Below are 20569 nucleotides of genomic sequence, written 5' to 3' on the forward strand. Positions count from 1 at the left end.
AAAACTGCTGGCTTTTTAATGCTTTCTATTGACCAATAAACAACTGGTTGGTCGTTACATTCGCACTTCCGTTGCTTTGATAGCCTTCTACAGTAAATGCCGTTTCATACATTTTGCCCATTGGCATCCCTAAGCTTTCCCATTTTTTGAAATGTGCACTGACAGATACCGTTCCACTCGTACGTTTCGATTGACGTACACTCCAATATTGCTTGAAGGTCGCAATTCCAATAATGGAAGGCTGATTGACACGGGTCGTTTCATAAATGTCATACGTGCCCCCATCTGCATAAAATGATCCTTTATACGCTCCTGTTGGGCGATAGGTGCCCCATGAATCAACAATGTAGTATTCTGCTAATGGAGATTGTGTCCAGCCATAGACACATAAGTAGGAATTCCCACCTGGGTTAAAGTTTGCGTTGTAATTGATAGAGATGTTACCAAGCTGATGATGAGTTTTAGTGGAATCAAACTTCTTTCCTTTTCTAAATAAAGCATTATTAATATTGTTCCAGCCTGCACTAAATGCCCCGCCGTTATTAAGTGTCATCGAGGTGTTTCCATGATCCTTCCATAATTCGTAATCATACCCGCTATGTGTACCTACTTCATTATTATAAATCGTTTTCGCATAAGCTGGTACAGCAGTCAGTGTCAACACAAACCCAATACACATCACAAACAACAGCCTCAATCTTTTCAAATTCATTTTCCATCCCTCTCCTTTTTTCATTAAAATTGTTCTGCCTTCTCTAAGATGAAGCGAGCTCATCACCTCCTTTCATGTCACCCTTTTTGCTAGACGGAACGGTATTGTTCTAACCCGGCATGGATGTCTCTTGTTTGTGTATAGATCTTTTGATACAGATGAAATAGATCAGCATATATACTTGCATGTTGCTGCTCTGGCTCATAGACAGCAGCTTGATGAATAAACTGATCTGCACATGTCTCAAGCGATGGATACCAGCCGCAACCAACGGCGGCCAGCATAGCTGCACCTAAAGCAGGCCCTTGTTCATTGTCTAACTGGATGACCTCAGCCTGAAAAATGTCTGCTTGCATTTGAAGCCATGTCCGGCTTCTTGCACCGCCCCCAATGGACACAATAGAATCTATGTATTTTCCTGCTTGCCGGAATAAGGCAATAGATTCATTTAACGAGAAGGTAATCCCTTCTAGCACAGCCCTGACGACATGCGCCCTTTCATGTCGGCTGTCTAAACCAATCAAGCTTCCACGAATGGTAGAATCCGCATGAGGTGTTCTCTCCCCTACTAAATATGGCGTGAAGAGCAATCCATTCGCTCCTGGCGCGACATCAACTGCACCCTCTAAAAGTGATTGGAACGATTCCTCTGGAGCCAGTAAATGTTTTATCCAGTTAAGGCTATATCCTGCTGAAAGGGTCACACCCATTGTGTAGTAAGCGTCTTTTTTTGCATGATGGAACAAATGCAGGTTTCCTTGAAGCTCTCTTTCATGATCCTCTTCGTAAGAGAGAATGACGCCAGATGTGCCAATACTGCATAACGTGCGGCCAGAGGATAAAATACCAGCACCAATTGCTCCGCAAGCATTGTCTGCCCCGCCAGCAAAGACTTTTGCACCCTCTTCGATCCCCGTCTCACGTGCAATGTGCGGAAATAGTGTACCAACCTCTTCCTCTGATGAGATCAGCGGCGGACAAATATGAGGAGGAATATCAAATGCCTGACAAATTTCTTCACTCCACGCTTGCTCTCCAATATTTAATAACAAGGTGCCAGCCGCATCAGAATAATCGATATGAACAGAACCTGTTAATCGAAATCTGACATAATCTTTTGGGAGTAAAAACATGTCGATTTGTTGATCAATTTCTGGTTCATGCTCCTTTACCCATAATAATTTTGGCAGTGTGAATCCTTCAAGCGCTTGATTTTTCGTGATCTGTTGGAGCCGTTCCTCCAGTTTTTTTGTAATATGTGTACATTGCGCTGTCGTTCGTGTATCATTCCATAAAATTGCAGGGCGGAGCACCTCGCGGGATTCATTTAAAAGAACCAGACCATGCATCTGTCCAGAGAAGCTGATGCCCTCTACTTTCTTTGAAAGGACAGGCTGCCTTGCCATCAGTTCTTTCATCGCAGCCACTGTTTGCTCAACCCATTCCTCTGGGTTCTGTTCACAATATCCAGGTTTATCTTGAATGAGGCGGTAAGGCTTAGTGGCCTCGCCGCACACCTTTCCATTCTCATCGACTAATATGGCTTTGACTCCGCTCGTTCCAAGATCAATTCCCATCACATACTTCATGTCTTCACTCCTTCAAAACAGGTCCGCTTCTTCAATCAATCTTCTAACAAGTATTGATTTAACCGGGCTTTCAACTGTTCCTCTCTTCCCGATTCGTTACTGATTAAAGGGTGCTTGAGCGCATACTCTTCTAATGTATGAAAGTTTGCCTTTCCTTCTGAAATGTCACGGCCAATCCCTTCAGAAAAACTGCGATATCGGTGCTTGATCACATCTTCAAACACACGATCTTCTATGAGTCTATGAGCCACCCGCAATCCTTTTGCGAATGCATCCATGCCCGCAATATGGGCATACAAAATATCTTCAAGCTCAAAAGAAGCTCTTCTCACTTTTGCATCAAAATTGAGACCGCCAGTTCCTAGTCCGCCATTTTGCAGAATTTCATACATGGCAAGAGTTGTGGCATATAAATCGGTTGGAAATTCATCCGTGTCCCAGCCAAGCAGCGTATTCCCTTGGTTCGCATCCACAGAACCGAGCAATCCATGTATTCTTGAGACGCGTAATTCATGCTCAAACGTATGACCAGCAAGCGTCGCATGATTGGCCTCGATGTTCAATTTAAAATGTGAATCTAGTCCGTATTGCTTTAAAAAGGCAATAGATGTCGCTGCATCTGCATCGTATTGATGAGTGGTTGGCTCCTTTGGCTTAGGCTCAATTAAAAATTGGCCAGTGTACCCAATTTCCTTTGCATAATCAACAGCCATATGCAAAAATGACGCCATGTGATCAAGCTCTCTTTTCATATCTGTATTCAGCAGAGTATCGTACCCTTCTCGTCCTCCCCAGAAAACGTAATTTTCTGCGCCAAGTTCTTTAGCTGTTTCGATGCCTTTTTTCACCTGTGCGGCTGCATAGGCAAAGACATCTGCATGACAAGATGTTGCTGCGCCGTGTACAAATCTAGGATGCTTGAACATATTGGCTGTATTCCACAGCAGCTTGACTCCGCTATCTCGCATGTATTCTTTCATTCTTTCTAAAATGATGTCTAATTGCTGATTCGTCTCTTGAAGCGTATCTCCCTCCGGTGCAATGTCACGGTCATGGAAGGAAAAATACGGAACATCCAATAGATCAAACAGTTGAAAGGCTACTTCCAATCTAGCTTTTGCTAAATCCATTCCGCTATAGGAGTCCCAGGCTCTCTGCATCGTACCAGTTCCAAACATGTCTGTTCCATCAGCAGTCAATGTATGCCAATAAGCGACTGAGAAGCGCAGGTGATCTTTCATTGTTTTTCCGCCAATCATTTCACTTGGATTATAGTGTTTAAAAGCGAGTGGATTTTTTGATTGTTTTCCTTCAAATTGTATTTTTCCGATTCCTTCTAAACTGTGTAACGTTTTCATATTTGAGTTGGCCATCTTTTATTCCTCCTATGAATATACTTTGTAAGTTGATTCAACAAACTAATGTTCAATTGATGATCAATCCACTTTGAATTTTCCATATTTTTTAGTTTTTTAGAAATATTTTCGTTATAATAAAGTTAAAATCATCCTTCTTACAGATTACATGCGTAGAAAAGCAGCTTTTTTCTTCACTTAATCTAAAGACGAAACAAATGGAGTGGATAACATGGATATCGCTGATCAGAACTTTGTGAAAAAAATAAATCAAAAGCTATTATTAAAAGAAATTCTCCAGCATGCGCCAATTTCTAGAGCTAAATTATCTGAACGCACTGGGTTAAATAAATCGACTGTTTCCTCTCAAGTGAGTACATTAATGAAAGAGCAACTCGTCTATGAGATCGGTCAAGGTGAGTCTAGCGGCGGGAGAAGACCGGTTTTACTGATGTTTAATAAACGTGCTGGCTGCTCCATCGGGATTGATGTCGGCGTTGATTATGTCAATGGCATTTTAACCGACCTTGAAGGGTCCATCCTTCAAGAAGAACAGATCAAGCTCCCATCAAGCGCTCCTGATGTGACCATACGCATATTAACTGAATTAATACAGCAGTTGAAGGCCCAAATCCCCTCTTCCCCATATGGGCTCATAGGTATTGGCCTATGTATACCCGGGCTAGTGGATGCCGATCAACAAATCGTGTTTACGCCGCATTCTAAATGGAAAAATGTTGACATGAAAACAACGCTCCAAGACGCATTCCAAGTACCCGTCTTCATTGAAAATGAAGCAAATGCCGGTGCATATGGTGAAAAAATCTTTGGTGCCGCTAAACATTATGATCATTTGATCTATGCCAGCATCGGCACCGGCATTGGAATCGGGATCATTATCAATCATCATTTATACAGAGGTGCATATGGCTTTTCTGGTGAAATGGGACATATGACCATCGACTTTAATGGACCAACATGCAGCTGCGGAAACCGTGGTTGCTGGGAGCTGTATGCATCTGAGAAAGCCTTGTTTCAGTCCCTTCAAACAAATGATCAGCCCATCTCTCATCAAGAATTGGAAAAGCTGGCGACGTTAAATGACATGAAAACCCTCAATGCCCTGCGCAACTTTGGCTTTTACCTTGGGGTTGGTCTCACAAACGTCCTCCATACCTTTAACCCGCAAGCGATTATTTTACGAAACAAGGTGATTGAAGCGCATCCAACGGTTCTACGTGTGATTCAAGAGGAGGTCTCCTCCAGGATGGATACTCAATTCAGTTCACATGTCGAGCTGCTTCCATCGTCATTAGGACACAACGCACCGGTATTAGGGATGACATCTCTCGTCATTGAAGCTTTTCTGCAAGATGCCACCCTCTCACCATGACAGATTCATAAATAAAAAAGACAGCTCTTACCGTGTTGTCTTTTTTATTTATCTGTTTCCTCATAACGGAAATAGTTGAAATCAGCAGGAAGACGCTCGCCACTTGTATCCTGGCACTGCATGCCGACAAATGCCCCTGTAAAAAATCCTCCTCCTCGAATGAAGTCATCAGATAGGTGGCTAGATTCAAATATCACATCAATTTCCTTCCAGTCTTTTTGATCAAATGAATAAGAATAGGTATATGTTTCTTTCTGAACGGTCACTTTTAAATACACATAGGTGACCTCCTCTGGAATGACGATTTTTTGTGCCAATGGCTGAGAAAAGGAAAGGTTTTGACAGGCAGATAATTCAAGAATTCGGCCAAGTTCCTCGTCATATGTCACCTGAAGCGCTGTCCAATTTTCCGTATTGTAATAATTCACAAGACCAGCGCCTTGCTGAAAATTCTCTGGATAGAACAACACAGCTGTCTCTGCTTCAAAATAAAAGCTTTGCCAGCGCCTTGCAACAAAGGCTTGAGTAAACTTAGATGTTAGAGATTCGTGACCATATAACCTTAAATGCTGAGGTTTTTCCGTTAATGAACCGATCTGTTCAGTAAAAGGAATTCTTAATGTTTGAAAGTGTCTATTTAACGTTGATTCTTTAAACTCATCGACTGTATGGTAGGTAGGAGCAAAAACCTTTTCGTTGATCGCTGGCGCTTCAACCTCCAGCGCTCCTTCTTTTCCGCCCACAACATACGGCCAGCCATCCTTCCATTCAAGCTTTTGAATCGCTGTTTCTCTTCCTAAAGGACACCACCCTCTTTGCTGAAAAATAGATTCCTTGCTTGATTGAATAGGGCGGCCAGTGAGATGAGCGAGATACCACTCATTTGTGTGCGTTTGAACAATGGAAGCATGACCGCATTTTTGAAGCGGATGTTCAGGTGAGTGAAAAGCACTTAAAATTGGGTTATCAGGATGAACCTCATAAGGCCCTTCAATCTGCCGGGAACGGGCAATTGTTGCCGCATGCTCGTATCTGGTGCCTCCTTCTGCTGTTAATAAATAATAGTAATCACCAATGTGATAAAGATGCGGTGCTTCTGTCAGTTTAATCGGTGTGCCTTTAAAAATGACCTTCCGCTGGCCAATGAGTTTCTTTTCCGTCACGCTATATTCCTGCAGGGCAATACCTGCAAAGGAATGGTGCTTTTCCCTATGATCCCACAGCATATTTAAGACGTATTTCTTCCCGCTTTGGTCATGAAATAAAGAGGGATCAAAGCCAGAGCTATTAAGCTTCACTGGCTCACTCCAATCACCATCAACTTCACTTGCCGTCACCAAATAATTATGACCATCTTTAAATGGACCATCCACTACTTTGATATCTGAATAAATAAGCCAAAACTGACCATCTGCGTAGCTTAGGCACGGTGCCCATACTCCGCCAGAATCAGGATTCCCTTTCATGTCCAGCTGCGACGTTTTTTGCAAAGGACGCGCGGCAAGCCGCCAATGCACAAGATCCTTCGAATGATAAATTTGTACCCCTGGAAACCATTCAAATGTAGAGACCGCCATGTAATAATCTTCTCCTACACGGCAAATACTTGGATCCGGGTTAAATCCTTTGAGTACTGGATTGGTGATTTTCATTCAACTTCCTCCTCTTTCACGACCTACATTTTAAAATCATCCATATGATCGATATATACTTGATCCCTATTCTCAAGCTCCCTCACGACTTTTTGGTGTTCTTCTTCATCTAGATTATAAAAATTAATATCAATCATCGCTAAAATCAGTAAGCATACAGGAATCACTGTTACCGTGATTAAAATGCCAAGCAATGCTTCTGGCGTCTGCACTTGGTTTGCAACATAGCCAAATCGATCGAGTACAAGCCCCGGAACAATCCCGCCTAATGCCATCCCAAATTTAAAGAAAAATCCAATGACTGCGTAGATCAGTCCGCCCATCCTTTTTCCAGTTTTATATTCGCCGTATTCAACAGTCTCAGGAATGAGCGCCCACATGTAAGCACCCGCTGTAATACTCCCCGCAGCAGCAACAAGCCTGAAAATCAGTATTAAAGTGATTTGACTCGGCGGTATCACAAGTAAGGCAAGAAGACCTACTATATTCAGCGATAAAGAATAATTCAGCAGCTTTTTCTTTCCTAACAGCTTGTGCAGCTTCGGAATAAACGGCAGCACCATTAAAGCTGGCAGACTGCCAATGAGTCCGTACCATTTCACTAAATCTTCTCTGCCAAGGTTATACGTCACATAATAGATCCCAACAGAGTTGCTGATCGAGTTCACACCAAAAATAATAATAAAGAAAATGCTTAATACAACAAGCGGGCGATTCACTCGTAATTGGACAAAGATATCACTGAATTTAATCTTTTCCTCTGGCTTTTGAAGCGTGACACGTTCATTCGTGCTTTTAAAACAGAAAATCAGTAATGCGCCACCAAGAACGCCGAGAAAAGCCATCGTCATCTGCCAGCCAAGTGCTGTATTTCCTGTCGTATCACTTAAAAAGGTCGCAAGAAAAGGAACAAAAAAAGCAACAACTAGACCACCTAGATTGGCAAACACCATACGAACGGACGTAATACTGACAACCTCTTGGTTATTTCTTGTCATTGCGGAAGTTAAAGCACCATAAGGAACGTTGATGAATGTGTATGTAAGCGATAAACCAACATACGTGATATAGGCATAAATGAGTTTACCCATTTCGGAAAAATCAGGTGTTGTAAAGCAAAGAATGGCAAGTACGACAAAAGGAAACGCACCGAATAACAAATAAGGTCTGAATCTACCAAAACGGCTGTTCGTCCGGTCTACCAATGCACCAATAAATGGATCTGCAAGCGCATCGATGGCGCGAACAACCAAAAACATCGTCCCTGCTGCTGCCGCTGATAAACCGTACACATCTGTATAGAAAAATAATAGATACGTAGAAACAGTTGCGTAAATCAAATTACATGCGAAATCCCCTGAAGCATATCCCACTTTTTCAGACATACGAATCTTCTTTAAATTCTCACTAACCATGAGCTTTCTCCCTTCTTCACTTAGCCTCTTCTAACGAACAGATGACGGAGGGCAGCAGCAATCAATACAGGGAATATAAAGCGCTTTCAATTTGTTATAAAAATGTAGCTGAACATCTCTTCCTTTCAGCTTAGCCCAAATGCGCAGCAAAACAGTCGAATGACAGAATCATCTCCTTCAATATAGGGATCAATACTTGAAATTCATCTTAGTTTATTGACCAAACAAACTAAGATGAATTCATTTTATAAAATCTGATCTGACTTTTCAATATATTTTGAAAAAATAATCCAAATAATCGATTTCTTGTCATTCATCTTGTGAAATGATAAGAAAATCTGAAAGAATTCATTTAAAGGTTGCATTCAAGCTCATCCCATGCTATATTAATCAAGCGATGAGCTGAATTGTGTAAGTCGGGTAACATGTCTCTTTGAGACACACACGAATGTGGCGTGTGGTTATTCCGCCTCAATACGCAAAAGACATCTTCTTCGGAAGATGTCTTTTTTCTTACCCTATTTCAGATTGTTGACAAAGGGCTAAAATGATCTTGATTTTAGCCCTTTGTCTACTTTTTCAGCGTGATAGAAAACCTTTGCAATCTAGGAAGGACGAGTACTGGCGCGGAGCGAATTTGACATTCGTGAGCACCAGCACGCAGGACTGACACCGAATGCGAGGGTTTGTCTACACGCTGAGACATCTTCTTAGGAAGATGTCTTTTTTCTTACCCTATTTTTGTTCCATTCTCAACCGGTTCATCTGTCGCTAACAACACCACGTCTTCTTTTGACGGCATGCCTCCTAAGACAAGCACTTCTGATTTGAACCCTGCAATTCTTCTTGGCGGGAAATTAACGACCGCTACGATTTGTTTGCCGGTAAGATTTTCCGCTGTATAACGCTTTGTCAGCTGAGCACTAGATTGCTTCACACCAATTTCTTCACCAAAATCAATCTTGAGCTTCAACGCAGGCACTCTTGCCTCTGCAAAAAATTCTGCTTCTATGATCGTCCCAACGCGAATATCTAACGCCAAAAACTGTTCAATATCTGCCATCTGACTCTCTCCTCTTCATAAAAGGTAACGTAATCTATTGATTATTCATTGTAGCACATTCATTTTGTCATAGAGGAGGTTCAAAAAGCCTATACAGCGTTAAAATCACCTTTATAGTTTACATAATAAATTTATTGTCGTGTATTAAATGTTTGCATCCTGAAAATGAATTCAGTAAAATGGCAAATAATCCTACTGCTTCCTCCCGAATATATTGGGGAGGGTTCACACTTGTTTACATTATCGGATATGTGGACGTTTTGCTGGTCGTTTTTTGTCATTCTTCCTATCGTTGCCATCCTGCATCAGCTTGGCCATATTGTGGTCGCGTGGATGTTTGGAGCAAAGGTTTCCTTTGCGCTTGGCAGAGGGAAAAAAGTGTTGAAAGTAGGCGTCGTTGAAATTAGACGAATCTATTTTCTAGATGCATTTTGCCACTATGAAGAAATGAGGAAAAACAACCGATTGTCGCACATTCTTGTCTACTTAGGCGGTTCATTATGCAACCTGCTCAGTGTTCTCATACTGAACACAATGATCGCCAATGATTTCCTGCCAGAGCACCAATTTTTCTATCAATTTGCTTACTTCTCAGTCTACTATGTATTTTTTGCACTACTGCCAGTCCAGTATGCAGATCATCATCCGAGTGATGGGCAAGCGATTGTGAACATCATTCGGCACGGTGAACCATGCGACATCATTGACTAACATGATGACTTTCACTGTCAATATGATAATGAATCGTTAAAAAAGGAATACCGAACAGCTTCATTTGATGTACCGCTGTGAGACTTTGATCTGTCTCCGGCTTCATATGAAAGCTTTCTTCCATTGGCAGTTTCATGGTGATAAAAGGCGTATGCAAATACAACCCTTCGTCACCGGTACTGCCTTTTGGACATGCGCTTTTTAATAGAAAATCTTCTTTCTCATTAAAAGGCTTTAAAATAGCTGTCAGCTGAGAATACGGAAGTGGCAGCGCAATATTCATATAACCCGCAGCTGCATCGTAATTAAGAGCATAAAGAGCAAAAAAGACTTGCTCTCCTTTTACATTGTGACGTATCCAAGCCCGAACATTTTCCCTTTCTTCCTTCGGATGTTGAAATCTAGTCAGACGTCCCTTCATCTCATATGGATGACGAGATAACCCCAAATATAGCTGACCTATTTTCTTAAACACTGGCTGAAGTAAAAAAACAAACGGCCTTACCCACCAATGAAAGTTGACGGCTGCTTTTAATGTAAAAGCCATAGGGTCTTCATAAAATCTGCGAATCACAGGTGAGACCCTATCAGCTGAAAATGTCGTTCCATTTAATTCATCAAGCGAATCGACTAAACCCAGCTTCTCATGGTTATGCACGCTTTCCTCTTGAAAAGAGATCAGTTGAAACCGGCCATACACTTTCGAAATCGGGAAGTTCTTCTGCTTTAATTGATCCTTCGGCCCTTCAATCAGCCAGCCAATCAAACCCGGCAAAATCACAAAAAAAGCATTGATACTGCCATGAAACCAAATCATCTGATCCATGCTGATGTAGGTCACACGCATCAGCATACCAGCGGAATAAAGAAGTGATAACACGATCGTCCCCATTAAAACTAAGCTAGAAAACACAACAAGACCTTTTGCCAAAGTTGACCGAAATCTTGTTTTCATACAAAGGATGCCATATATGTAGAGGGTCATCACATAAAGAATGACGCTGAACGTATCAAATAGACGGGAAAAGCTAATCCCAACAGCAATCATCACAGGCGACAGCAAAATCACCCAGCCTGCCGCTTTGTATAAAGCTGTCTCTTTTGTTCGCTGCCTTCCTAAAAATCCATAAAAAAGCGGGATAAAAAAAGCCGAGTAATGAAAATGAATAGCGGTCAAAAGAACAATGATCGGCGAAAATGTCATCACCTGTATATCTGCTGTGTACAGCCAAAACCACAGACCGCCTAAAGCGAGATACAACCATGCGCCATCAATCATCAGCTCATGAAGTGGAAATATTCCTCTTTTCAGCAAACGAGAAAAGCCAAATAACGCCAATAAGATTGTATATAAAAGCCATCCCGATGCAAACCAAGCGGAATGATAGATAAAAGCAGTGGTTGCACAAAGAGCCGCTAGTGGAAAGGCTTTCATTAAAAAGCCGATCAGCCTCTCTGGCTTGTGTTTCTTCCCTTCTTTCTCAAAAAAGTGTAAGGCAGAGGGAACAAAAAATAGAATTGCCATGAGAACAAAAAATTCTGCTACCCGGCCTGTCATGAAACGGGTGGCGATAAAACAAGACATGAAGATCAGACTGGATATCAAATGCCACTTATTCATCATGAGACACCCTTTCTGTAAAACGGCCTTTATATGTAAAAAGAGTACCAAACAGGCGATTTTTCACGTGGACATCAATGGTATATTCACCTGCATGTTCATCGTAGCCTTCCGTTACATCTGACACACCATAAAGCCATGAAGGCAGCGGCCATTCCCTGCCGAATATCAAAAACTTCTGCCGGCCGGATTGGATGTGTAAGAAACCATGCTTTGTTACTGTAAAATGAAGCTCTGACACAAGAAGTCTAGGTTTTCCAAAGTAGTCTAGTACTGTATGACTCTTCTGATCAATGATCATATCAGCATCAAAGTGCCGCTCCTTCTTTGGGAAATAAAACGTTCGATACCAGTGCATCCCTTCCTCCCCCTTATTTGTCACAAAGGGCTCGTTGACTATTTGGAAAGGAATGTTTTTCCCTCTCTCGGGGAAAAAACAACGAAACAGTGGACCCATTCTGAAGATCAACCGAATGAGTCTTGACCCACCGCCTATTTCCTCCATCGTACCATCAGCAGAAAACGCGCGGTTGTATCTCTCTTTTAGCTTTGGATGCAGCTTATCGTAATCCTTTACTTGATGACGATGAACGACCATGTCTACCTCCCCTTTTTCGTTTGATGGAAAATACATCTACACAATCTTTTAGATTGATCATACCTGCAATCGACAAAATGAAAAATGCACTCATCACAAGCGGCTCATGAAGCGTCGTTTGCGGGGATAGGACCCCTATACAAAGCATGATGAGAAGAAACATACTTTGAAAAATGAATAGATATTTCTTTGATAGCTTGGGAATTAGCCATGATACGCCTAAAAGCGCATAAAACAATCGGAAACTCGTGCTATGATCAAAAGCCGAATGTGAAAAAGGAATGACCGCTTGGCATAGCCAGACGATGGCGAACAGCAAACAAATCCCGTAATGAGCAAGTGTTCTCTCTAGCAGCAAACGGGGATGCGTTCCCTTTTCAAGCCACGTCTTTAATGCCCCAAAACTAAAGGCTGTCATAAACCCGATCATTGGGCGAAAAAGAATCCGGTCTGCCCATGTCCATCCTTTTCCTTCTTTCGTTTTGTAATCAAATTGAGTTTGAAACACAATGTGGTCGCTTGTTTTCATATACTTCCAGTAGCCGCTGCCTTCTTTGATAAAAGACAATGGGTGTGACGATTTGAAATGAAGTGAGGATGCCCGCTCATTCCGTTCATCCATCATTCTTGTTCGATAAGCTCCTGTCCCTGTGACACTTAAACCAAACCCTAGATGCTTTTCATACAAAAAGGATTGGGGCTGTTCATTTTGAGGTTCATTTAATGAAATGGTTGAAAAGCGCAAATCCCATTGTTCATGAAGCTTTGGATTTTGCGTATATTCCCATACTTTCTCTATCGGTGCATGAATGGTTGTTTCCACATAAACAGGCTTTCTTTTCATCTGCCTCTACTCCTCTATGTGAATTATTTCACATAACAAGCATACCATGTTTCACAAAACTGTCAAATGTTTATTCTTTTTTTGTCAAAAAATTGGTTCAAGATGGTCGCCTCTTTAACATATCGGTTCACTACCAAAAAAAGACCTGTCAATGAGACAGATCTTCTTTTTGCAACACACCTGAGATATAAAGCTTGACCGCATAGCTCACACTGTCTTCAAGCTGTTCTTTTCGTTGAAATCCATTTTTATTTGAAATATCACCGAAGCCGTGCAATAAGCTTCTTAGTCCTCTGACCACATGTGTCATCTCTTCTTCTTTGACACCAAAACGGGCCATGATGGATTGGACAAATTCAACAAGGCGCTCTGCCTCACTTCTTACTTTTTTCTCCTCCATATGTGAAAAGGCCGCTTCATAAAGGCCTGGATGTTCGCGGACAAATTGAACATACTGTTTGGCAAAGGCTAACACAGCTTCTTCTTTATCCAATCCCTCTGTTACGTGTATACCTTCTTCACGTAGCATGGACAGCCCTTTTTCTGCGAGTGCCGCCTGAATTTCAAGAAGACCAGATACATGATTATAAAGAGAAGGTGGTCTGATGTTCAGCTTTTTAGACAATGTAGCAATGGTCAATGCAGAAAAGCCCTCTTCATCAACAAATGCGGCTGCTGTATCGATGATTTTTTCTTGCGTGATACCCATTCTTGGAGACACGGTTTACTGCTCCCCTTTCTTTAACTGATGCTGCCTTTTTGTTATGGCAGCTTGAAGCTTGGCATGAGGTTCCATGATAAGATCACCATGTCCTACTGCAAGACAAGATAAGGGAAGTGCCAGCAATTTTTCGGCACTTTTGAGTGCTGTTTTTGCATCCCAAGTGGCAAAAGCCGGGAACGGGAAGGACAAGCGAAACTCACCCGTTACGAATAAACCGCCTTTTGTCACAAGTGCATCTCCTGCAATGACAATCCCTGACCTTTCATCGTATAAAGAAATGCTTCCAGGTGTATGTCCTGGTGTTGAGATGACTTTAAGTGACCCAATCTCGTCCCCTTCTTCGACAAGCACATCTGGTTTTGTGTGAATGTCTTTTGAAAAACTGCCTTTAATTTTTTGCTGAGGTTCACCAGGAAGCAAGGAAAAATCACCTTCAAAAAGGAGGGCATCGCGTTTTGATAAATAAACGACTGCCTCTGGAAAAGCCTTTTTCACTTCATCTAGTGCACCGATATGATCCATATGACTATGAGTGAGAATAATCTTGTCGATTGGCTTGTCTTTTTTGTGCGCAAATTCAATGATCGAGCTTGCTGCCATTTTTAAAGCAGCATCAATTAATATCAGTCCATTTTCTTCCTCAAATACATAGCAATTTACCGGAAATAGACGCGGCATCAATGTGAGCTGGTGCAGGCGATCAAAAGTTGTCAATCTCATCATATGTCCTCCTAAAACTAATGTCGTTAGTTTTATATTAACTAATGATATTAGTTTTAGCAAGCATTTCTTCATCAACCGCAATATAAATATCAATTTGCGCTTCTTTTGGATCTATAGATCTTTCATCATACCATTCAAAGTCGCCTGTATATGTGCGGTAATGGTGCTCATCCCACGCCCAAATCTGCTGCCATGTCTCCAACACAACCTCTTCAATAGGTCCCTTTCTCGTTCGGAATTTTGCGTAGGTCGATGCAGGAATCTCTATGACATGTTCTACCTGCTGATCCACGAATTGCCCAGCAGTAAATAAATAAGAGCCATGCTCATCTTTTTCATAATCTGAATATAATCCTATGACGGGCGCTTGCCCTCCGTAAAGCTGCTGCGCAAAAAATTGTTGCCAGAGTGGAGCAATCTTCCGCTCTTTTGTTTGCTCCATTTCGTTTGTTGTTCGAACAGACAACCCTTTCATCCATTGTTTCTCTAATGTCACGATATCGTACATATATTCTCATCTCCTTTTTTTCTATCATATAAAAAGAAACCTGACAACATTGTGTCAAGTTTCTATTCGTTTGAGAAATTGTTTCAACTGAATGTCAAACGCTTCTTTGACATGCTTCGGGGAAAGAATGTCAACATCTGGACCTAAATGGAATAGGAAACTATTTAACCAATCATCAAGAGGTACGGTAATGGTGGCAAGGTAAGTGCCGTCTGAACAAACATTCAATTCGTTCTCATCTACCCATTCCTTCACTTTCCCCACTGATGCTTCCGTTAACCTGAGCGTGACAGAGCTGACCGACGGTTGTTCTTGCCAAGAATCATTCCAAGGCTTTTCTTCGTTTTTGATTCTTTTCGGTTGAAAATAACCTGAAATGGTGACAAGACCCGTCATTCTAGTTAGCTTGAACAGACGAAAAGCTTTTTTTACACAACAGAACGCATACAAATACCAATGCCTCCCTTTTAAAACGAGCGTATAAGGCTCCACTTTGCGTGGAAGTGTTTCACCTTTCGCATTGCGGTAAGTAAACTGAATGTATTGGTGCGCTGACGCAGCTGTATGAATGAGCTGGAGCTTCTTTTCTGCCTGGCTGTCTTTTCCCCAGGAGCTTAAATCAATGAAGACATGATGCTGCTTTTCGTTTTCACACGTATGCGTGGGAATAAGCGATTTGATTTTTTTCAGTACATGTTCGCTTTCTTTAAAGGAATAGGCACTCGTCATGCTTTCGAGGGCTGTTAAAATGACCTCGATGTCATCATCGGTAAATAATTTTTTCTCTAAACGATAATCCTCAACAAGTGAAATGCCTCCACCTGCTCCTTGGGTTGTGACAACAGGGATTCCCGCTTGATTGATGGTATCAATGTCACGATAAATGGTCCTCGTGCTCACTTCGTGAAGTTCAGCAAGACCTTTCGCCTGTACTTGCTTCTTGCTAATGAGCAGCATCACAGTAGATAAAATGCGGTCGATTTTCATGACTTTTCCTCTTTTTCATAAATGTAGGTTTTGTTTTGATAAAAAAAGAAAGAATGGTAAAGATAAGTAACAGCCAGCATTCGTTTACATCCCTGCACGTGCAGGAGGAGGTTGCATCATGACACATAACGTGTGGCAATTGTTCATGATTGGGAGCATTATGTTGATCTGCATCATGATTCGAATGAATCGAATGAGACGCTATCAGCTTGTACGCCCCATCAGGCTTTTGATGAGAATGTATATCTTTGGTCTTTCAGCCCTTATTCTCCTATCAGAAGGATGGCAAAATCATAATATCCTCATCTATGCCGCTATTGGTATGCTTTTTGGAAGCAGCCTAGCTGTTCATGCCTATCAGACGATTCGTATGAAAGAAGAAAATGGCCGGCTGTATATGAAAACGAGTAAATGGATTGAAAGCTTCATTTTGTGTTTGTTTTTATCCAGGCTTAGTTTTAAGCTGGTTGAGCTCACAAACCATTCGATGACCAAAATCAGTGTCGTTGAACTGTATCAGCACATCGTGAGCGATGATGCGATGACCATGCTCAGCTTTTTTCTTTTAGCTGCTTACTATGTTGTTTTTTCTTTTCACATGATGAAAGCAAATAAACGATCGACACATGTGCATCATGCATAAAAACCTTCCTATATGAAAGTAGGAAGGTTTTTTATCAATCGTGCTGTGCATGGTAAATCATCTGTTCAAGCACTTCCATCACATGCTGATCTTCAGGGCTGTAAAAAATCGAGGTCCCTGCTCGTCTAGATTTCACGAGACGAAGGTTTTTTAAAAAGCGCAGCTGATGAGAAACGGTTGATTGCATGAGATTCAGTGTTTCTGCTATATCATTTACCGAGTGTTCACCTTGAGACAGCAGGTGCAGAATTCGAATACGTGTCGGATCAGATAAAGCTTTAAAGGTTTGGGAGACAAGAAATAGACTTTCTTCATCCAGCTCCATCCGTTCCTGTTCTTGATTTGTATTCAGTTCTTCCTTCATTTTGCTTCACCTTTCTTGTCCGTCAAATCACGACTTATTCTATGTATCATCATATACCAAAACGTCCGGCATGCAAAGAGAGCACACTTTAGAAAAAAGATTTACTCAAATAGCATTGACACTTGGTAGCATTCTTTTTAAAATGAGCATTATTTATTCATTTTTTTAGAGGAGCTGATAGGCAAATTGACTGAAGAGCCAAGACTAAAACGCAGCCTGACTGTCTTCCCACTTGTTGTGATCGGGCTTGCTTATATGGATCCACTTGTCGTATTTGATTCATACGGCATTGTGGCTCAGCTGACGAAAGGACACGTCGCTACAGCTTATATATTTACGTTACTTGCATTACTATTGACAGCGCTTAGCTATGGGAATATGGTGAAGGCTTTTCCAAAAGCAGGATCTGCTTATACATACGCGCAAAAAAGTATTCATCCTCATGTTGGCTTTCTTGTAGGCTGGACACTTTTACTGGATTATTTATTTTTGCCTATGGTGAATTTTGCGATTGGAAGTGCTTATTTAACCGCAGCCTTTCCTGATGTACCTCATTACATTTGGATCACCATACTTGCTATCGCCATAACGACTGTCAATGTAATCGGTATCCGGCTTACAGCCAACATCACGGCACTATTTGTGACCTTTCAGGTCATTGTCGCCGTCACTTTTGTTGGGTTTATTATGTATGGGCTCACGCAAAACGCAGGCAGCGGGGAATTATTGTCCGCCCGGCCTTTTTATTCGGCGAGCTTAGATCCAGCGCTTATTTTTTCAGGAGCAACCATTTTATGTTTTTCGTTTCTAGGATTTGATGCGATTTCGACCCTGTCTGAGGAAACCATTAAGCCAAAAAAGACGATCCCACTTGCCATCTTCTTAACCGTCGCCATTGGAGGCGTACTGTTTACCTTGACGTCTTATTTTTTGCAGCAAGTATTTCCAAATTTTCAGCAGTTCAAGCATCCCGATGCGGCCTCACTTGAAATTGCGGATTTTGTGGGCGGCGCCTTTCTCCACTCGTTCTTTTTAGCTGGCACAATGGTCGCTGTTATCTCTTCTTCCTTATCGTCACATGCAAGTGCAGCAAGGCTATTATATGCAATGGGTAGAGATGAGTCGTTACCGAAGCGTTTCTTCGGATATATACATCCGAGATTAAAAACGCCTGTTTTTAATATTTTATTAATTGGTGCTTTCTCCTTAACCGCAGTCGTTGGCGAACTTGAAGTCATTTATTCCTTTATCAGCTTCGGCGCGTTGATTGGATTCACATTAGTGAACTTATCTGTTTTTGCGTACTATTTCATTAGACAAAAACAAAGAGGTGTACTCAATACATTGAGATACGCAGTGATTCCTCTGTGCGGGACGGCCTTTTGTATATGGCTGTTAACGAACATCAGTACAAATGCATTAATCATTGGTTTGCTTTGGCTAATTATCGGTTTTGTTTATTTCTGCTACAGACTGAAAACAAGACCCGAATTTACATTTGGGTACGATTGATTATAAGGTTTTCACTTGGTATCTTGTGCAGGATATGGCATAATAAAAAGGCTGTACTTCCCTTTTAAAAGCGGGGCAAAACAGGGGTGAACTGACCTTGAAAAAGAAAAAAACAGGATGTTTTGCCATTTCAGGCTGCTTCACGATTTTTCTGTTTGTTTTCGTATTAGCAGCCATTGTCATGTCCTTTAATCAAAAGGAGTTAAAAAAGCTGCCGATTGATACGGAATCAATTGTTTTGTCGAGATTGGATGATTTCAAACCGCTTGTAGAAACAGAGTTAAGAGATCAAGATTTAGATCAATATACCGCGTTAATCCTCGGTATGATGTATCAAGAATCAAAAGGCAGAGGCGGAGATCCAATGCAGTCCTCTGAATCTCTTGGTTTGAAACGAAATGAAATCAATGACCCTCAGAAAAGCATTAGACAAGGAGTCCATCATTTTTCTACTATGTACAAGCATGGGAAGAAAAAAGGCGTTGATTTGGAAACCATTATCCAAAGCTATAATATGGGAATTGGCTATATTGATTTTGTTGCAAAAAACGGGGGAAAACATTCCGAGAAATTGGCAAAACAATACTCTAAAAAGCAAGTGAAACGAAACCCAGAAGTCTATACGTGCGGAGGCAACAAAGATAACTTCCGCTACCCATATTGCTTCGGTGACTTCACTTATGCTGAAAAAGTAAAAGAAAAAACGAAAACAGTTGAAGAAAAGATGAAATTGGCTTCGTCATCCTCACCATCATCGTAAAAAACATTTCTCATTGGTATAATCAGTACTAACATAGTTTGATTATATCAATGAGAAAAATGCTACACACAAATCTTTAGTGATAAAATTTTCACAAAGTGGGCTTAATACAGTTCATTCTAATGTAAAATCCCTATTTTTTCTTCCAAATAGTGGGAGCCTCGAAAAACTGATTAATTTATTTCTTAAATTATCCCAGTTAGTTTCCAAATCTGATACTGTATTTACATACTTTTCATTCTTCATAGTTTCAGTCATAGCATATTCTGTATGGAATTTTGAATTATAATATTCTTCAGCATACATTGCCCCATCTAGGAGCTTTTTTACTAGTTTCTCTTCACTATCCCCACTGCGATAATTTATTTTGTAAATACCATTATCTATACTCTCTACAATTGAAGTTAGTATTAGGACAAATCGCGCTACACTTGGTAAGTGTGTCCTATCAGTCGAATACTCTTCATCATTCAATATATGTTGTGAAATTAAAAAATTACTTCTAATTGCAAAAGACCACCAAAAAAACAAATCAATTGGCTTTATCAATAAAGCGGGATCAACTCTTTTTTCAAAATGATTATATAATATTAATAAATATCTAAAACTATCTGTACCTGCAAAAAAATCAGCATCCATTTCCATAGTTTTAATATCTAATGGAAATATATTATTAGTTCTTCTATTAATGTAATACATAGGGATATAACTTAAATCGTTATTATTCAAATATTGACAATGACCGTTGAGTAAATGCCCTAATTCATGAGTTAAAATGAATCTGGATACAAAAACAGTAAGCAAACTTGCTAAATTATAATCTATTGTTTTATTATTTAATATTATCCCCTCCTTATTTTCATCTTGTAAAAGAAGCAAGAATGATACATCATCCCCTTGTTTTTTGCTTATTTTAAAATGTAAATCATTTATAAACTTGTGGTTTAATTCTTCTGCAAAACCAATAAAATAATCAAAAAAATTGCTAATTACTCCTGTATTTATTTCTATATGGTCAATATTATTTTTACACCAAGCTTTTCCGCCTAAACGTCCATCATTTTTTATAAAGAATTTTAATTGAGTTTCTGAAAGAGACATATCTTTTCTTGAAGTATTTTTCATTATATCTTGATAGCCTTCATAAATAGATTGTGCTCTTTTTTGAATATCACTATAAAAAACTTCTTTGTTCCTCATTAAAACACCTACTTATACTAATTTTGAATATATTAATCTTTTGTATTCAAGATTATTGAAATATTTTTTAATTCATAATTATAACTTATAAGGTATTTATTTACAACATAAGACCTTAAACTTTATTTGTAGCAAAAAAATGTTTAAAAGAATAATTAACATTTCAAAATCTCATTATCTAACTCATTCTTAATT

The 20569-nt window shown here is 40.4% G+C and carries 20 protein-coding genes; 5 read left to right on the forward strand and 15 right to left on the reverse strand.

What is annotated here, in order from left to right; all coding sequences use genetic code 11:
• Positions 1 to 25: 25 nt before the first annotated feature.
• From CKW02_RS09460 to xylA, 3 genes are all read right to left on the reverse strand, one after another.
• Positions 26 to 712, reverse strand: a complete 687-nt coding sequence (locus CKW02_RS09460) for a glycoside hydrolase family 11 protein (protein WP_034620516.1) — start codon at positions 710 to 712, stop codon at positions 26 to 28.
• 89 nt (positions 713 to 801) lie between these two features.
• Positions 802 to 2301, reverse strand: coding sequence for a xylulokinase (gene xylB / locus CKW02_RS09465; protein ID WP_003215791.1), 1500 nt, complete (start codon positions 2299 to 2301; stop codon positions 802 to 804).
• 35 nt (positions 2302 to 2336) lie between these two features.
• Entirely contained in the window at positions 2337 to 3674 is a 1338-nt protein-coding gene (xylA, locus tag CKW02_RS09470; protein ID WP_003215675.1) for a xylose isomerase, read from the reverse strand.
• 214 nt (positions 3675 to 3888) lie between these two features.
• Between xylA and xylR the strand changes: the two genes are divergently transcribed.
• Positions 3889 to 5049 carry a transcriptional repressor XylR gene (gene xylR, locus CKW02_RS09475; RefSeq protein WP_003216054.1) on the forward strand — a complete coding sequence of 387 codons (1161 nt, stop codon included), beginning with the start codon at positions 3889 to 3891 and terminating at the stop codon, positions 5047 to 5049.
• Positions 5050 to 5093: 44 nt separating this feature from the next.
• On the opposite strand, the gene CKW02_RS09480 is transcribed toward xylR, so the two are convergent.
• The 3 genes from CKW02_RS09480 to csaA form a co-directional block, all read right to left on the reverse strand.
• Complete coding sequence (locus CKW02_RS09480) at positions 5094 to 6701, reverse strand: glycoside hydrolase family 43 protein (protein ID WP_003216047.1); 1608 nt, start codon at positions 6699 to 6701, stop codon at positions 5094 to 5096.
• 23 nt (positions 6702 to 6724) lie between these two features.
• Positions 6725 to 8116, reverse strand: a complete 1392-nt coding sequence (locus CKW02_RS09485; protein ID WP_003215869.1) for an MFS transporter — start codon at positions 8114 to 8116, stop codon at positions 6725 to 6727.
• A 730-nt stretch (positions 8117 to 8846) separates the two neighbouring features.
• Complete coding sequence (gene csaA / locus CKW02_RS09495; protein WP_003215734.1) at positions 8847 to 9179, reverse strand: chaperone CsaA; 333 nt, start codon at positions 9177 to 9179, stop codon at positions 8847 to 8849.
• A gap of 231 nt (positions 9180 to 9410) precedes the next feature.
• On the opposite strand from csaA, the gene CKW02_RS09500 reads away from it, so the two are divergent.
• Positions 9411 to 9890 carry a site-2 protease family protein gene (locus tag CKW02_RS09500; RefSeq protein ID WP_003216048.1) on the forward strand — a complete coding sequence of 160 codons (480 nt, stop codon included), beginning with the start codon at positions 9411 to 9413 and terminating at the stop codon, positions 9888 to 9890.
• On the opposite strand, the gene CKW02_RS09505 is transcribed toward CKW02_RS09500, so the two are convergent.
• The 7 genes from CKW02_RS09505 to CKW02_RS09535 form a co-directional block, all read right to left on the reverse strand.
• On the reverse strand, positions 9880 to 11511 hold the full coding sequence (locus CKW02_RS09505) for a YndJ family protein (protein WP_034620478.1): 1632 nt from the start codon (positions 11509 to 11511) through the stop codon (positions 9880 to 9882). The two genes, CKW02_RS09500 and CKW02_RS09505, sit on opposite strands and share 11 nt — an antisense overlap.
• Positions 11504 to 12109 (reverse strand): DUF4166 domain-containing protein, encoded by a 606-nt coding sequence (locus CKW02_RS09510; protein WP_003215719.1) that lies wholly within the window; start codon positions 12107 to 12109, stop codon positions 11504 to 11506. Before CKW02_RS09510 ends, CKW02_RS09505 begins: the two co-directional genes overlap by 8 nt.
• Positions 12072 to 12953, reverse strand: coding sequence for a hypothetical protein (locus tag CKW02_RS09515; protein ID WP_003215842.1), 882 nt, complete (start codon positions 12951 to 12953; stop codon positions 12072 to 12074). Before CKW02_RS09515 ends, CKW02_RS09510 begins: the two co-directional genes overlap by 38 nt.
• A gap of 148 nt (positions 12954 to 13101) precedes the next feature.
• Complete coding sequence (locus CKW02_RS09520; protein WP_003216130.1) at positions 13102 to 13674, reverse strand: TetR/AcrR family transcriptional regulator; 573 nt, start codon at positions 13672 to 13674, stop codon at positions 13102 to 13104.
• 3 nt (positions 13675 to 13677) lie between these two features.
• The gene (locus CKW02_RS09525; RefSeq protein WP_034620476.1) at positions 13678 to 14397 is read right to left on the reverse strand and encodes an MBL fold metallo-hydrolase; all 720 of its coding nucleotides are present in this window, start codon (positions 14395 to 14397) and stop codon (positions 13678 to 13680) included.
• Between the two features lie 37 nt (positions 14398 to 14434).
• Entirely contained in the window at positions 14435 to 14908 is a 474-nt protein-coding gene (locus CKW02_RS09530) for a GyrI-like domain-containing protein (RefSeq protein WP_003215889.1), read from the reverse strand.
• Positions 14909 to 14962: 54 nt separating this feature from the next.
• On the reverse strand, positions 14963 to 15895 hold the full coding sequence (locus CKW02_RS09535; protein WP_003216089.1) for a helix-turn-helix transcriptional regulator: 933 nt from the start codon (positions 15893 to 15895) through the stop codon (positions 14963 to 14965).
• 118 nt (positions 15896 to 16013) lie between these two features.
• Here CKW02_RS09535 and CKW02_RS09540 point away from each other — a divergent pair, with 118 nt between their 5' ends.
• A complete protein-coding gene (locus tag CKW02_RS09540; RefSeq protein WP_003215574.1) occupies positions 16014 to 16538 on the forward strand; it encodes a CcdC protein domain-containing protein in 525 nt (174 codons plus the stop codon).
• A gap of 34 nt (positions 16539 to 16572) precedes the next feature.
• On the opposite strand, the gene czrA is transcribed toward CKW02_RS09540, so the two are convergent.
• Positions 16573 to 16902: a Zn(II)-responsive metalloregulatory transcriptional repressor CzrA gene (gene czrA / locus CKW02_RS09545; RefSeq protein WP_003215575.1), complete on the reverse strand. Its 330-nt coding sequence runs from the start codon at positions 16900 to 16902 to the stop codon at positions 16573 to 16575.
• Positions 16903 to 17088: 186 nt separating this feature from the next.
• On the opposite strand from czrA, the gene CKW02_RS09550 reads away from it, so the two are divergent.
• The gene (locus CKW02_RS09550) at positions 17089 to 18414 is read left to right on the forward strand and encodes an APC family permease (protein WP_003215735.1); all 1326 of its coding nucleotides are present in this window, start codon (positions 17089 to 17091) and stop codon (positions 18412 to 18414) included.
• A 97-nt stretch (positions 18415 to 18511) separates the two neighbouring features.
• Entirely contained in the window at positions 18512 to 19174 is a 663-nt protein-coding gene (locus CKW02_RS09555; RefSeq protein WP_003215897.1) for a lysozyme family protein, read from the forward strand.
• Positions 19175 to 19288: 114 nt separating this feature from the next.
• On the opposite strand, the gene CKW02_RS09560 is transcribed toward CKW02_RS09555, so the two are convergent.
• Positions 19289 to 20374 carry a hypothetical protein gene (locus CKW02_RS09560; protein WP_003216105.1) on the reverse strand — a complete coding sequence of 362 codons (1086 nt, stop codon included), beginning with the start codon at positions 20372 to 20374 and terminating at the stop codon, positions 19289 to 19291.
• Positions 20375 to 20569: the final 195 nt, after the last annotated feature.

This window comes from Bacillus pumilus (assembly GCF_900186955.1).
Classification (GTDB): Bacteria; Bacillota; Bacilli; order Bacillales; family Bacillaceae; genus Bacillus; species Bacillus pumilus.

Excerpts from the sequence above, each read along its gene's own strand:
- CKW02_RS09480 (WP_003216047.1), bottom strand. The coding sequence starts at position 6,701 with ATGAAAATCACCAATCCAGTACTCAAAGGATTTAACCCGGATCCAAGT.
- CKW02_RS09510 (WP_003215719.1), bottom strand. The coding sequence starts at position 12,109 with ATGGTCGTTCATCGTCATCAAGTAAAGGATTACGATAAGCTGCATCCA.
- xylR (WP_003216054.1), top strand. The coding sequence starts at position 3,889 with ATGGATATCGCTGATCAGAACTTTGTGAAAAAAATAAATCAAAAGCTA.
- CKW02_RS09525 (WP_034620476.1), bottom strand. The coding sequence starts at position 14,397 with ATGAGATTGACAACTTTTGATCGCCTGCACCAGCTCACATTGATGCCG.
- xylB (WP_003215791.1), bottom strand. The coding sequence starts at position 2,301 with ATGAAGTATGTGATGGGAATTGATCTTGGAACGAGCGGAGTCAAAGCC.
- csaA (WP_003215734.1), bottom strand. The coding sequence starts at position 9,179 with ATGGCAGATATTGAACAGTTTTTGGCGTTAGATATTCGCGTTGGGACG.
- CKW02_RS09515 (WP_003215842.1), bottom strand. The coding sequence starts at position 12,953 with ATGAAAAGAAAGCCTGTTTATGTGGAAACAACCATTCATGCACCGATA.
- czrA (WP_003215575.1), bottom strand. The coding sequence starts at position 16,902 with ATGAAGGAAGAACTGAATACAAATCAAGAACAGGAACGGATGGAGCTG.
- CKW02_RS09505 (WP_034620478.1), bottom strand. The coding sequence starts at position 11,511 with ATGAATAAGTGGCATTTGATATCCAGTCTGATCTTCATGTCTTGTTTT.
- CKW02_RS09560 (WP_003216105.1), bottom strand. The coding sequence starts at position 20,374 with ATGAGGAACAAAGAAGTTTTTTATAGTGATATTCAAAAAAGAGCACAA.
- CKW02_RS09535 (WP_003216089.1), bottom strand. The coding sequence starts at position 15,895 with ATGAAAATCGACCGCATTTTATCTACTGTGATGCTGCTCATTAGCAAG.
- xylA (WP_003215675.1), bottom strand. The coding sequence starts at position 3,674 with ATGGCCAACTCAAATATGAAAACGTTACACAGTTTAGAAGGAATCGGA.
- CKW02_RS09460 (WP_034620516.1), bottom strand. The coding sequence starts at position 712 with ATGAATTTGAAAAGATTGAGGCTGTTGTTTGTGATGTGTATTGGGTTT.
- CKW02_RS09485 (WP_003215869.1), bottom strand. The coding sequence starts at position 8,116 with ATGGTTAGTGAGAATTTAAAGAAGATTCGTATGTCTGAAAAAGTGGGA.
- CKW02_RS09540 (WP_003215574.1), top strand. The coding sequence starts at position 16,014 with ATGACACATAACGTGTGGCAATTGTTCATGATTGGGAGCATTATGTTG.
- CKW02_RS09530 (WP_003215889.1), bottom strand. The coding sequence starts at position 14,908 with ATGTACGATATCGTGACATTAGAGAAACAATGGATGAAAGGGTTGTCT.